Source organism: Proteus sp. FZP2095 (genome assembly GCF_023701425.1).
Lineage (GTDB): Bacteria > Pseudomonadota > Gammaproteobacteria > Enterobacterales > Enterobacteriaceae > Proteus > Proteus cibarius.
This window is the reverse complement of sequence record NZ_JAMQBJ010000001.1, coordinates 717526-730514: the sequence shown is the minus strand read 5'-3', so window position 1 is coordinate 730514 and position 12989 is coordinate 717526. Positions and strand designations below refer to the sequence as shown.

The following is a 12989-nucleotide window of genomic DNA, read 5'->3' as shown; positions in this document are numbered from 1 at the left end:
CATTTGTCAAAACACAATGGGGTGTTTTTTCTTCGTATTTTAATTAACAATCACAATCTTTAGCCGGAAGGTGATGATTGCTCCATTCATCTTTACAGCAAGAATCAATGGTTTTATTAATTATTCCTGCAAGTGTATTTACTGTTGAAATAATCGAGGTTAATTGATCACAAACGTGGCTACAATTGGTCTCTTTCTCATGGGGTTTAGGAATATTAGGCGGAGTTAAGCTATCACAGAGGATCTCTTGCAATACTAATGAAAACTTAGCAATACCTGTTGTGTAGATATAAGAACGCCCTCCTGTTTGCTTCGCTAAGCGTACATACTCTTTTGTAATACTGTCTCTATCCGCAATACTTGGGAAACGATCTAAATTAGTCATTCTATCATCAGGCGTACCTTGGTAAGTGTACACTTTAACTTTCTCGTGCTGAGCAACAGCAATCGCTTCATTATTTTTTCTCTCCGCAGCATCAGTAAGAACACCACCGCCACCTTCCATGCCTTCATCGCCCAACACAAAAATGGCACGACGCGCACCATCACGCCAATCAAAGTACTTACTTAAATCAATCACAGCACGACATAAATCCTCTTTATTACCCGCATGATCACGGCCGTCAGCCTCTTTAAACGGCTTTCTTGCCTGTAAACGATTCTCAGGAACACCCAGCGCTTTTAAATAATCACTGGCTGATTGATCAAATTTAGTGTCATCCCATGTGCCTTCTATACCTAAAAATGTGACCCGAAGTTTTGATGGACATTTTTCTGACGCTTCTTGTATTGCTGCATCAACTTCTTTGCTCAAATCCGAGGATTCATCAGACATTGAACCACTTGTATCAATAACAACAACTAAATCTAACGCAATCGCACCATCGCCAGTAACGACTTGAGAACCATAAGTAAGATTATTTTCTACTGAAGGAGGAAGTAATTTTGAAGCCAACAGATTTTTAATTTTATTATTTCTTTTTTCAATATTTAAATCAGAATTCTCATTCATAATTATTAGCCTTAATTTTAAGTAATAAATTAATATTAAAAAGTCATAATGAAATGACTCCATTCAATTAAATATTTCTATTTAACTAAGAAGTATTATGGCTTTAATTTCTTTTCCGTTATCACTTATTTAATAATATAAATATATTATTATTTGTTTTAATTTTGTTTAATTAAAACCGAACAATATTAAATATAACCAAATTTTAATATCATACTTTTATGAAAAATATCTTAAACATTTTAGCTAATAAAACAAAAAACACACAAAACAGGTAATTTATTGAATAACCAAATGAAAAATTAATATCTTGGCTATTTTTTTCTGTTCGTTTACCCCTGAGCAACCTATCAAAACAATTGATAGGATATTTCAATTGTAATGACAGCCTTATTTTTAGATCAAAAACCGATGTATCAGTTATTTTGATAATACACGTCAATTACATTGAATGTTATAGCTAATAAATAGACAGACCTATTTTTCATTTTTACTTTTTAACTTAAAACTGAGAAAAATAGTCATTTTTAGCTTCAGAAATAACCAATTTATGTTTATTTATTAGTGAATGAAATAAAAATAAGTCATAATAACCCGCAACTATTTTATAACTTACCGATTATAAGAAAATCACTATAAACGATAGATTTTCATTATTTCTATTAAAAGGAAAATAACACGTGATTGACACACAGTTGCCTTTAACCGATTTACATCGCCATTTAGATGGTAATATCCGTCCTCAAACAATTCTAGAGTTAGCAAAACAGCATAATATTGCGCTACCAGCTTATGAATTAGAAGCATTGCGCCCTCATGTGCAAATCACAAAGAATGAGCCAAGTCTTGTTAGCTTTTTACAAAAATTGGATTGGGGGGTGGCGGTTTTAGCCGACTTAGATGCATGTCATCGTGTTGCTTATGAAAACGTGGTGGATGTAGTTAATGCAGGTATTGATTACGCTGAACTGCGTTTTTCTCCTTACTATATGGCAATGAAACATCAACTTCCTGTCGAAGGTGTAGTGGAGGCTATTGTTGATGGTGTACAGAGTGCATTGCAATCTCACGATGTAGACATTCGTTTAATCGGTATTTTAAGCCGTACCTTTGGTGAAAATGCCTGCCAACAAGAACTCAATGGTTTGCTAAAACATCAAGATAAAATTACTGCGCTTGATTTAGCGGGTGATGAATTAGGTTTCCCAGGTCATTTATTCCAACCTCATTTTAATCGTGCTCGTGATACAGGCTGGAATATTACTGTTCACGCAGGTGAAGCTGCGGGTGCAGAAAGCATTTGGCATGCGATTAAAGAATTAGGCGCAAGTCGTATCGGTCATGGTGTTAAAGCTATTGAAGATCCACGTTTAATGGACTACCTCGCAGAGCATCAAATTGGGATTGAGTCTTGTTTAACGTCGAATATTCAAACCAGTACCATCAATTCGTTAGCAGAGCATCCTTTAAAAAAATTTTTAGAGCATGGCATTATTGCATCGCTTAACACAGATGATCCTGCGGTTGAAGGCATTGAATTAAAACACGAATATACCGTTGCGGCACCGGCAGCTGGATTAACGCCAGAGCAAATCCGTCAGACACAGATTAATGGCTTAAAAATGGCATTTATTAGCCAAGCAGAACGTGACGCATTAATTAAGAAAGTCAGCTCACGTTGATATTTTAATAACTTATTGATTAAAACCATCTGTTAATCAGATGGTTTTTTATATTTATTGAAAATAGATGGAATTATTAATGACTCTTAGACTAAAATTAATTTTCAAGGGGTTACTTATTAAGGAAAATCTATGTGGAATATTCATCCGACAAGAGGTCAATATAGATTATTAGCTCAGTATCTATCACCACTTGATGCTTCTATTGAAGCAGGCTTTCTTCAGTCAGAAGGCATTGATGCTATCCTTTTAGATGAAAATATTGTTTGGAATAACCAAGTGTATGCTCAAGCTACTGGTGGCGTAAAACTACTGGTTAACTACAAAGAATTTGAGCAAGCGCAAGCAATGCTTAATGAGCTTTACCAAGGCAAATATAATATTAACGACCAGTTAGAACCCATCGATTGTGAATTAAAAGTTGATGTGAAAAATAATATATCCGACTATTTAAATATGGGTTTTGTTTTCTTAATTTACCTTGTATTCGGCTTACCTCTTCCCTTTAAATCTCAACAACTTTCATTAACAGATAAAAAAGAAAATAGTGACCATAACAAGAATGATGACCTTTATAACAAATAAAAAAGCACCGATGAAAAACTAAATCGATGCTTTTTCTTATTTATCTAATTATCAATATTTAATTAATATTATTGATTACCCACCAGCTTAAATACATTATTTCTTTTCAGTTTCTTTAGCTTGATTAGCGTAGCGCTGTGCTAACACAGCACAAACCATTAATTGGATCTGATGGAATATCATTAATGGTAATAACATTACCCCAACTGTCGCTGCAGGAAATAACACATTCGCCATAGGGACACCATTTGCTAAGCTCTTTTTAGAACCACAAAAAACAATGGTGATTTCATCTTCTTTATTAAAACCAAGCAATCTAGCACTATATACGTTCACAAAAATGACAATCGCTAACAAAATACAGCTCACTATTGCAATCGTTAATAGCGACCAACCGTCAATTTTATGCCAGATCCCTTCAACAACCGCCTCACTAAATGCGACATAAACCACCAGCAAAATAGAAGAGCGATCCGTTCTATTAACTAATTTTTTATGTTTATCAACCCAGCGACCAATTAAAGGTCGTGATAAATGACCAATTATAAAAGGTACCATCAGTTGCAGTAAGATTGATTGAATAGCCCCTGCCGTGTCGAAATCATCCGCAGAGCCTTGTGTTTGCATTAAAAAACCAACTAATACCGGCGAAAGGAAAACACCAAGAATACTGGATGCAGATGCACTACAAATAGCAGCAGCTACATTTCCCCCAGCGACAGAAGTAAAAGCAATGGCAGATTGAACTGTTGCAGGTAACGCACAAAGGTATAAAAAACCCATATAGACAGTCGGTGACATCCATTCAGGCACAATAACTTGTAATCCTAGCCCTAAAACAGGGAAAAGAATAAAGGTACTGGCAAATACCGTAAGATGTAAACGCCAATGCCCAAGCCCTGCCAATATCGCCTCTCTAGAAAGCTTGGCACCATGCAAGAAGAACAGCAGAGCTATCGCACCAGTTGTAAGATATTGGAACAGGACTTTAATATCGCCTTGTGCGGGTAGTAGCGTTGCTAGCGTCACCACACAAATCATAATCATGAGAAAAGGATCAAGTTTTAGTTTTTGCCACCAAGACATTAGATTTAACGCTCCCTTTTGCTTATAGCGTAATAGTTTGTTTTAAACGATTAGAAATTTCGCCAGCTTCAATCAAACGCATAATGGCTGTTGCTTGTATTGGCGTAACAGGGTTTTCTTCACCCAATGTAATTGCACGATAAATTTGTTGATAGTAAGCGGGGTAATCACCAGAAAGTGTAGTGAGTGTGGTTGTCTCTAACTCACCAGACTCTGACAGTGTTGTTAACTCACCATCTTGACTATCCCTTCCCCAATTATAAGCTTGATTAGGGAGATAGCCGGCTTTTAGGGCGTCTTCTTGAGTATCTAGGCCATATTTAACATAACTGCCTTTTGTCCCATGAATAGCAAAGATAGGTGTTGGAGAAGCAACGAGCATAGAGGCATGAAGGACAACTCTAAGATTGTCATATTCTAATAGTGCATGAAAGTAATCGGCATTTTTTGCATTAGGGCGTAATTGAGCAATATCAGCAGTAATTGCCTTAGGTTCACCAAAAAGGCAAACCGCTTGGTCAAGTACATGGGGCGCTAAATCATACCAAAGCCCCCCTCCTATACCTGCATCTTCTCGCCACCGTTGGCGCACGGTTGGACGAAAACGATCAAAATGCGCTTCATAAGCACTAATCTCACCGAGTGTTTTATCCGCTAAAAGTTTTTTAACGGTTAAGAAGCCAGAATCCCAACGGCGATTATGAAAGACAGAAAGGAGTTTACCGGCATCTGTAGCTTGCTGAGTCAATTTCTCTGCTTCTTCTAGCGTCAATGTAAACGGTTTATCAACAATAACATGTTTACCTTTTTCCAGAGCCAGTGTAGCCAGTGAATAATGGGTATCATTCGGCGTTGGAATAATGACTAAGTCTATTGAGGGATCGTTAATAAGTGCTTGAGGGTCTGCATAAACCGTAATGTGAGGAAAATCTTGTTTAACTTTATTTTCATCAGAGCTTGAAATTGCACTAAGATTTAAGCCTTCGGTTGTTGTTATTAGCGGAGCATGAAAGGTTTTACTTGCATAACCATATCCGATAATCCCAACATTGAGTTTAATTGCCATAACCCTATCCTATTTTTATATACTTTTTTATTAACAAAAATCACTTTCACTTTTGTAGCTAAATAAATAATAACAAAGTTTGTGATAATATCCCGTTTAGTTCTATACATACGAGTAGGAATAATTAATTAATGAAATTTGATCTCAAAGCAAACACGCAGAATAACCTTTCAGGAAAAGCGCCTATTACAGGGTGGTTGCTTGCGCCATTGGCTTATATGATCTTGTCAGTGATTGGTTCTGGGTTGATGTCTGTTTTGTATATTATTAAATATTTTTCAGACTTTTCGATCCTCCACCAGCTTCCTTTTCATTTGATCTCAAGTTGGTATCTCTCCGCGTTAACAACATGGGTAATGTTTAGTTTTACGCTTTATCTACTAAGACAATTTTTTTATCGCGCTAAAAACTTTCCGCGTCTGTTTATTTTTTGGTTACTTATCAACTTACTCTTAGCCATTAAGAGCTTTGGTTTTGCGCCTGTCGACGACCAAACAGCATTACAATCCCTTCTATGGTCTGTTTTCTCAACTGTCTGCTTTGTGCCTTATATCAAGTACTCTAAACGTGTTCGTGAAACTTTCACACAAGTTCGATAACTTCACAACTTTACCCTTGATATTATATACACTTGTTTAGCCTCTTTATTTCAGGAGGCTTTTTGTTTCTCTGTTTAACAATTTTGGCATAACAATGACTGATTACTTACTTCTATTCGTCGGCACCGTATTGGTGAATAACTTTGTACTCGTCAAATTCCTTGGTTTATGCCCATTTATGGGTGTATCAAAAAAATTAGAAACCGCGATTGGTATGGGATTTGCGACAACCTTTGTTATGACTCTCGCCTCGATTAGTTCTTGGCTGATGGATAATTTTATTTTAGTTCCTTTAGACTTACTTTATTTACGCACACTGAGCTTTATTTTAGTTATTGCAGTAGTTGTACAATTCACGGAAATGGTCGTAAGAAAAACAAGTCCGACACTCTATCGTTTATTAGGGATCTTCTTACCTTTAATCACCACAAACTGCGCTGTATTAGGTGTGGCATTATTAAATATCAATCAAGCCCACACATTTATGCAATCTGCCGTTTATGGTTTTGGTGCAGCCGTCGGTTTCTCTCTTGTAATGGTATTATTTGCTGCTATTAGAGAACGCTTAGCCGTCGCCAATGTACCCGCACCCTTTAAAGGTGCTTCAATTGGTTTAATTACCGCAGGTTTAATGTCTCTCGCCTTTATGGGTTTTAGTGGTTTGGTGAAACTGTAATGAATTCTTTATGGATAGCAATTGGAGTACTTGGTGCGCTAGGTCTTATCTTTGGGCTAATTTTAGGATATTCCGCACGTCGCTTTAAAGTGGAAGAAGATCCTATTGTCGAAAAAATTGACGCAATATTACCGCAAAGCCAATGCGGACAATGTGGTCATCCTGGGTGTCGTCCTTATGCAGATGCAGTCGCAAACAATGGTGAGATGATTAACCGTTGCGCGCCAGGTGGCGAACAAGTGATGTTAAAAATAGCTGAATTGATGGGTGTTGATCCTCAACCACTTGATGGTGACGAAGAAGCATTAAATCCAATTAGAAAAGTCGCCTTAATTGATGAAGATAATTGCATAGGATGTACTAAGTGTATCCAAGCGTGCCCCGTTGATGCCATTGTGGGTGCCACACGCGCTATGCACACCGTTATTGAAGACTTATGTACTGGATGTGATTTATGTGTGCCTCCTTGCCCTACTGATTGTATAACTTTGGTTCCTGTCAAAGTCACAACCTCAAATTGGAAATGGGATTTAAATACAATCCCTGTAAAAAACATTCCCGCAGAGCCAGAAGAAACACCTGAAGATGAACCGTCATTAAAGACGGAGGATAACGCTCATGTTTAATCTCTTTTCACTATTTAAAAAAGATAAAATCTGGGATTTTAAAGGCGGTATTCATCCTCCTGAAATGAAATTACAGTCAAGTCGTACACCAATGCGTATCGCGCAATTACCTGATGAAGTGATTATTCCTATTCATCAGCACTTAGGTGTACCTGGCCAACTGTGTGTCAGCGTAGGTGAACATGTTTTAAAAGGCCAACCATTAACAAAAGGAGTTGGTAGAACATTACCTGTTCATGCATCTATCTCTGGTACAGTTACAGCAATAGAACCGTTTCCAAGTGCTCATCCTTCTGGATTACCTGAAATTGCGGTAAGAATTCAATCTGATGGTAAAGATGAATGGCGAGAGAAATCCCCTATCATCGATTACCAACTAGAAAGTAGAGATACATTACTTAACCGTATCCATGAAGCAGGTATTGCAGGATTAGGGGGCGCGGGATTCCCAACTGCATCAAAATTAAAAGGTGGTGGTGACCTCGTTAAAACACTCATCATCAATGCGGCGGAGTGTGAACCTTATATCACAGCAGATGATCGCTTAATGCAAGAACATGCTGATGAAGTGATTGCTGGGTGTCAGGTCTTAATTCACCTTCTCTCTCCAGATGAAGTGTTAATTGGTATTGAAGATAATAAGCCTGAAGCCATTGAGTCATTAAAACACGCTTTAAGTGCTGTACCTGATGAGAAACGTATTTTCATTCGTGTCATCCCCACTAAATACCCATCAGGTGGTGCTAAACAACTTACTAAGATCTTAACCGGTAAAGAAGTCCCATCAGGAGGACGTTCGTCTGATATTGGCGTTTTGATGCAAAACGTAGGTACAGTTGTTGCCATCAAACGTGCCATTATTGACGACGAGCCATTAATTGAACGTGTAGTCACGGTCACAGGTAATGGCGCTAAAACACCGGGTAACTTTTGGGCTCGTTTAGGTACACCTATCTACTCATTACTAAAACAAGCTGGTTTTGTTGCTGGCTCTGAGCAGATGGTAATTATGGGTGGGCCATTAATGGGATTTACATTACCAGACTTAAATGCCCCTGTTGTTAAGATAACCAACTGCCTACTTATTCCTTCAGTCGAAGAGATGGATACAGATAACCTTGAAGAAGCCTGTATCCGTTGTGGTCATTGTGTTGATGCTTGTCCTAGTGGTTTATTACCTCAACAACTTTACTGGTTTAGTAAAGGTAAAGAGCATGAGAAAGCACAACAACATAATTTATTTGATTGTATTGAATGTGGTGCCTGTGCGTATGTTTGCCCAAGTAATATTCCGTTAGTTCAATACTATCGCCAAGAAAAAGCAGAAATACGTGAAATTGATGCAGAAGCAAAACGCGCGGCTGAGGCCAAAGCACGTTTTGAAGCGAAAAAAATACGTATGGAGCGTGAAAAACTGGAGCGTGAAGCCAGACATCAACGCGCCGCAGTTAAGCTTGATGATGAAGATCACAGTGAAGTTCAATCTGCACTTTCTCGCGTAAAAGCGAAACAATCTATTGGCAAAATTATTTCTGTTAAAGCGGGTGAAGAGCCAGATAATGCAGCCGCTATTGCTGCGCGTAAAAAACGTAAAGAGGAAGTCAGAGCAAAACAAGCTGCTAAATTAGCACAGCAAAAAGCACTAGAAGCCTCGAGCGAGAATATAGCGAGTGAAAGCAAAGATGCTGATCCGCGTAAAGCCGCCGTTGCTGCTGCATTAGCGCGTGTTAAAGCTAAAAAAGCACAGCAAGCTAATGAAACAACTTCAACTGTAGAAACACCTGCTCAAAATGTTGAAGTGGAAAATGTCGATCCGCGTAAAGCCGCTGTCGCTGCCGCTATTGCCAGAGCTAAAGCTAAAAAAGCACAGCAAGCTGCTGAAACAGCTTCAACTGTAGAAGCGCCTGTTCAAAATGTTGAAGTGGAAGAAGTCGATCCTCGTAAAGCTGCTGTCGCTGCGGCTATTGCCAGAGTGAAAGCAAAGAAAGAAGCTCAACAAGCTCAAGCTGAAACAACGATTGATAAAGCACCGGCTCAAAATGCTGAAACGGAAGAAGTCGACCCGCGTAAAGCTGCTGTCGCTGCGGCTATTGCCAGAGTGAAAGCTAAAAAAGCACAGCAAGCTGCTGAAACAGCTTCAACTGTAGAAGAGCCTGCTCAAAATGTTGAAACGGAAGAAGTCGACCCGCGTAAAGCTGCTGTCGCTGCGGCTATTGCCAGAGTGAAAGCTAAAAAAGCACAGCAAGCTGCTGAAACAGCTTCAATTGTAGAAGAGCCTGCTCAAAATGTTGAAGTGGAAGAAGTCGACCCGCGTAAAGCCGCTGTCGCTGCCGCTATTGCCAGAGTGAAAGCAAAGAAAGAAGCTCAACAAGCTCAAGCTGAAACAACGATTGATAAAGCACCGGCTCAAAATGCTGAAACGGAAGAAGTCGACCCGCGTAAAGCCGCTGTCGCTGCCGCTATTGCCAGAGTAAAAGCGAAAAAAGAAGCCGAACAACGTCGAGCTAAAGAAGAAGTTACCTTGGATTAATCACAGATGAAATTCAGACCAATACAAAATAACAATAGTAAATTAAAAATTGCGAGTTCACCTTTTACGCATAATCAACAGTCCACCAGCCAAGTTATGCTATGGGTAACATTAGCAGCACTGCCGGGGATCTTAAGCCAGATCTATTTTTTTGGCCTAGGAACCATTTACCAAATTGTGTTAGCGATTGTCGTAGCGCTTGTCACTGAAACACTCTGCGTAAAACTCAAAAAAGAAGATCCTTTACTGTATCTGAAAGACAACTCAGCGTTGCTGACTGGCGTATTACTCGCCATTAGTATTCCACCTCTAGCGCCGTGGTGGATCATTGTGTTAGGCACTTTTGTTGCCATTGTTATCGCAAAACATATTTATGGTGGCTTAGGGCAAAATCCATTTAATCCAGCAATGGTGGGTTATGTGGTTTTACTTATCTCATTCCCAGTACAAATGACATCATGGATGCCTCCAGTTGAATTACAAACTGTCTCTTACAATGTAATGGATAGTTTAAGTATCTTCTTTACTGGACATACATCATCTGGCTTAACGCTTGAAGATTTAAGACGCTCTGTTGATGGAATTACACAAGCAACGCCTCTTGATAGTTTTAAAACAGGCTTATTAACGCACTCTATTGATGAAGTGTTAGCGACACCTATTTTACAAGGTGAATTTGCGGGTATTGGCTGGCAATGGGTGAATGTAGCTTATTTAGTTGGTGGATTAATTCTGCTTTATAAACGCATTATTAGCTGGCATATCCCTGTTGCGATGATTTCTGTATTAGCACTATGCTCGGTTATTAGCTGGGGCATTGATCCTACACGTTACTCACAACCGCTATTACAAATTTTCTCTGGAGCAACCATGCTAGGGGCATTTTTTATTGCCACTGATCCGGTTAGCGCCTCAACAACGCCTAAAGGTCGTTTAATTTATGCAGGAATGATTGGTTTATTAGTTTGGGTTATCCGCGTTTATGGTGGCTATCCAGATGCCGTCGCGTTCTCTGTATTACTTGCCAATATCGCTGTACCTCTTATTGATAGCTATACACGCCCTCGTGTTTACGGGCATTAATGCTAAGGAGAAAATGATGATCGAAATCTTAAAACGCCATGGACTCACATTAGCTATCTTTGCTGCTTGTACTACAGGTTTGACAGCAGTGGTCTATCACCTGACGGCAGATACCATTGCAGAGCAAGTAGCCTTAGAGAAACAAAAACTATTGGATCAAGTGATCCCCAAAGCGATGTATAACAATTCGCTTTCTAAAGATTGTTATCTTCTTACAGCACCAGAGTTAGGTAATACCAAGCCCCATAAACTGTATGTTGCCCGTTTAGACGGCAAGCCAATTGCTGCCGCGTTAGAATCTACGGCACCCGATGGATATTCAGGTGCCATTGAACTTCTTGTGGGTGCCGACTTTAAAGGAAATGTCCTTGGTGTGCGTGTTACTGCCCATAATGAAACACCGGGGCTAGGTGATAAAATTGAAACTCGTATTTCGGATTGGATCACGACACTGAGTAATAGATTCATTTCCAGTGAAAACGATCCTCACTGGGCAGTAAAAAAAGATGGCGGCGATTTTGATCAATTCACGGGTGCGACGATCACCCCTCGTGCTGTCGTCAACTCATCAAAGCGTACTGCGTGGTTAATACAATCTTTACCAGAGAAACTAGATACACTCTCTGTCTGTGAGGCAAATTAATATGAACTCAATTAAAGAGCTCTTTTCTCAAGGGCTATGGAAAAATAACTCAGCTTTAGTGCAATTACTTGGGTTGTGCCCTTTACTTGCGGTTTCCTCAACAGCAACAAATGCCTTAGGCCTTGGTATTGCGACAACATTAGTCCTATTTTGCACAAATGTGGCCGTTTCTAGCTTACGTCGTTGGGTTCCTTCTGAAATTCGTATCCCAATTTATGTTATGATAATTGCGTCAGTCGTCAGCGCTGTACAATTACTGATCAACGCATACGCCTATGGCTTATATCAATCTTTAGGGATCTTCATTCCATTGATCGTCACTAACTGCATTGTTATTGGTCGTGCTGAAGCTTTTGCGGCTAAGAATGAAGTTTTTCCTTCTGCTATTGATGGCCTAGCAATGGGGTTAGGTGCAACTGCTGCGCTCTTTGTTTTAGGTGCTATACGTGAAATATTAGGTAACGGTACATTATTTGACGGGGCTGATTTACTATTAGGTGAATGGGCTCAAGTATTAAGAGTTGAGATAGTACATTTAGACTCACCCTTCTTACTTGCTATTTTGCCACCGGGTGCTTTTATCGGCTTAGGCTTTATGTTAGCAGCAAAATACCTAATTGATGAAAGACAGAAAAAGCGCAGCGCTTCGACAACTAAAACTTACGAAAAAGAACAAGGCTGTGGTAGTCATATCGTTAAAAATTAATTTGTGAGCATAATGAATCAAGCAAAACGTATTGAAATTCTAACTCGGTTGCGCGATGACAATCCGCAACCAACGACAGAGCTAAAATTTGACTCTCCGTTTGAACTATTGATCTCCGTATTACTCTCTGCACAAGCCACCGATGTGAGTGTTAATAAGGCAACAGCTAAGCTTTACCCTGTTGCCAATACACCGCAGGCGATACTCACTTTAGGCGTCGATGGTCTTAAGAAATACATTAAAACCATTGGTCTATATAATACTAAAGCTGAAAATGTGATTAAGACATGTCAAATCTTAGTCGATAAACATAACAGCGAAGTTCCTGAAAACAGAGAAGCCCTAGAAGCTTTACCCGGCGTCGGTCGTAAAACAGCAAATGTCGTTTTAAACACAGCATTTGGTTGGCCAACAATCGCTGTCGATACGCATATCTTTAGAGTGAGTAATCGCACAGGTTTCGCCCCAGGTAAAAATGTCAATGAAGTCGAACAGAAACTGTTAAAGGTTGTTCCGGCAGAATTTAAAGTTGATTGTCACCATTGGCTTATTCTTCATGGTCGTTATACCTGTATTGCACGAAAACCGCGGTGTGGCTCTTGTATTATTGAAGATCTTTGTGAATTTAAAGAAAAAACAGATCCTGAATAATTTTTTACTGATTTGTCTGTTTTGCTGATGCAATATTACTTGCG

Annotated in this window: 13 protein-coding genes; 10 read left to right on the top strand and 3 right to left on the bottom strand. The window is 39.2% G+C overall.

Annotation, left to right across the window (positions count from 1 at the left end; translation table 11 throughout):
- Positions 1-43: 43 nt before the first annotated feature.
- The gene (locus NBG71_RS03460) at positions 44-1012 is read right to left on the bottom strand and encodes a vWA domain-containing protein (protein ID WP_075673808.1); all 969 of its coding nucleotides are present in this window, start codon (positions 1010-1012) and stop codon (positions 44-46) included.
- A 680-nt stretch (positions 1013-1692) separates the two neighbouring features.
- Between NBG71_RS03460 and add the strand changes: the two genes are divergently transcribed.
- Entirely contained in the window at positions 1693-2694 is a 1002-nt protein-coding gene (gene add, locus NBG71_RS03455; RefSeq protein ID WP_099659701.1) for an adenosine deaminase, read from the top strand.
- A 132-nt stretch (positions 2695-2826) separates the two neighbouring features.
- Entirely contained in the window at positions 2827-3279 is a 453-nt protein-coding gene (locus NBG71_RS03450; RefSeq protein ID WP_075672046.1) for a hypothetical protein, read from the top strand.
- A 96-nt stretch (positions 3280-3375) separates the two neighbouring features.
- Here NBG71_RS03450 and NBG71_RS03445 read toward each other — a convergent pair whose 3' ends face one another.
- Both NBG71_RS03445 and NBG71_RS03440 read right to left on the bottom strand, forming a co-directional pair.
- Entirely contained in the window at positions 3376-4365 is a 990-nt protein-coding gene (locus NBG71_RS03445; RefSeq protein ID WP_075672047.1) for a bile acid:sodium symporter family protein, read from the bottom strand.
- Positions 4366-4387: 22 nt separating this feature from the next.
- Positions 4388-5431: an oxidoreductase gene (locus tag NBG71_RS03440; protein ID WP_075672049.1), complete on the bottom strand. Its 1044-nt coding sequence runs from the start codon at positions 5429-5431 to the stop codon at positions 4388-4390.
- 131 nt (positions 5432-5562) lie between these two features.
- Between NBG71_RS03440 and NBG71_RS03435 the strand changes: the two genes are divergently transcribed.
- The 8 genes from NBG71_RS03435 (at position 5563) to nth (ending at position 12945) form a co-directional block, all read left to right on the top strand.
- Positions 5563-6030: a DUF2569 domain-containing protein gene (locus NBG71_RS03435; protein WP_088495674.1), complete on the top strand. Its 468-nt coding sequence runs from the start codon at positions 5563-5565 to the stop codon at positions 6028-6030.
- Positions 6031-6124: 94 nt separating this feature from the next.
- On the top strand, positions 6125-6706 hold the full coding sequence (gene rsxA, locus NBG71_RS03430) for an electron transport complex subunit RsxA (protein WP_006536930.1): 582 nt from the start codon (positions 6125-6127) through the stop codon (positions 6704-6706).
- Complete coding sequence (gene rsxB / locus NBG71_RS03425) at positions 6706-7332, top strand: electron transport complex subunit RsxB (RefSeq protein ID WP_006536931.1); 627 nt, start codon at positions 6706-6708, stop codon at positions 7330-7332. The genes rsxA and rsxB overlap by 1 nt, the downstream gene beginning before the upstream one ends.
- Positions 7325-9862 carry an electron transport complex subunit RsxC gene (rsxC, locus tag NBG71_RS03420; RefSeq protein ID WP_211839004.1) on the top strand — a complete coding sequence of 846 codons (2538 nt, stop codon included), beginning with the start codon at positions 7325-7327 and terminating at the stop codon, positions 9860-9862. Before rsxB ends, rsxC begins: the two co-directional genes overlap by 8 nt.
- Before the next feature lie 6 nt (positions 9863-9868).
- Positions 9869-10945, top strand: coding sequence for an electron transport complex subunit RsxD (gene rsxD, locus NBG71_RS03415; protein ID WP_075672057.1), 1077 nt, complete (start codon positions 9869-9871; stop codon positions 10943-10945).
- Between the two features lie 16 nt (positions 10946-10961).
- Complete coding sequence (gene rsxG, locus NBG71_RS03410) at positions 10962-11588, top strand: electron transport complex subunit RsxG (RefSeq protein ID WP_164530476.1); 627 nt, start codon at positions 10962-10964, stop codon at positions 11586-11588.
- 1 nt (position 11589) lies between these two features.
- Complete coding sequence (locus NBG71_RS03405; protein ID WP_075672061.1) at positions 11590-12294, top strand: electron transport complex subunit E; 705 nt, start codon at positions 11590-11592, stop codon at positions 12292-12294.
- A gap of 12 nt (positions 12295-12306) precedes the next feature.
- Positions 12307-12945, top strand: coding sequence for an endonuclease III (gene nth, locus NBG71_RS03400; RefSeq protein ID WP_075672064.1), 639 nt, complete (start codon positions 12307-12309; stop codon positions 12943-12945).
- The last annotated feature ends 44 nt before the right edge of the window (positions 12946-12989 follow it).

What these genes read in the sequence shown, in the direction of transcription:
- rsxB (WP_006536931.1), top strand. Translation starts at nt 6,706, where the DNA reads ATGAATTCTTTATGGATAGCAATTGGAGTACTTGGTGCGCTAGGTCTT.
- rsxG (WP_164530476.1), top strand. Translation starts at nt 10,962, where the DNA reads ATGATCGAAATCTTAAAACGCCATGGACTCACATTAGCTATCTTTGCT.
- rsxC (WP_211839004.1), top strand. Translation starts at nt 7,325, where the DNA reads ATGTTTAATCTCTTTTCACTATTTAAAAAAGATAAAATCTGGGATTTT.
- rsxD (WP_075672057.1), top strand. Translation starts at nt 9,869, where the DNA reads ATGAAATTCAGACCAATACAAAATAACAATAGTAAATTAAAAATTGCG.
- NBG71_RS03450 (WP_075672046.1), top strand. Translation starts at nt 2,827, where the DNA reads ATGTGGAATATTCATCCGACAAGAGGTCAATATAGATTATTAGCTCAG.
- NBG71_RS03435 (WP_088495674.1), top strand. Translation starts at nt 5,563, where the DNA reads ATGAAATTTGATCTCAAAGCAAACACGCAGAATAACCTTTCAGGAAAA.
- nth (WP_075672064.1), top strand. Translation starts at nt 12,307, where the DNA reads ATGAATCAAGCAAAACGTATTGAAATTCTAACTCGGTTGCGCGATGAC.
- NBG71_RS03460 (WP_075673808.1), bottom strand. Translation starts at nt 1,012, where the DNA reads ATGAATGAGAATTCTGATTTAAATATTGAAAAAAGAAATAATAAAATT.
- NBG71_RS03405 (WP_075672061.1), top strand. Translation starts at nt 11,590, where the DNA reads ATGAACTCAATTAAAGAGCTCTTTTCTCAAGGGCTATGGAAAAATAAC.
- NBG71_RS03440 (WP_075672049.1), bottom strand. Translation starts at nt 5,431, where the DNA reads ATGGCAATTAAACTCAATGTTGGGATTATCGGATATGGTTATGCAAGT.
- rsxA (WP_006536930.1), top strand. Translation starts at nt 6,125, where the DNA reads ATGACTGATTACTTACTTCTATTCGTCGGCACCGTATTGGTGAATAAC.
- NBG71_RS03445 (WP_075672047.1), bottom strand. Translation starts at nt 4,365, where the DNA reads ATGTCTTGGTGGCAAAAACTAAAACTTGATCCTTTTCTCATGATTATG.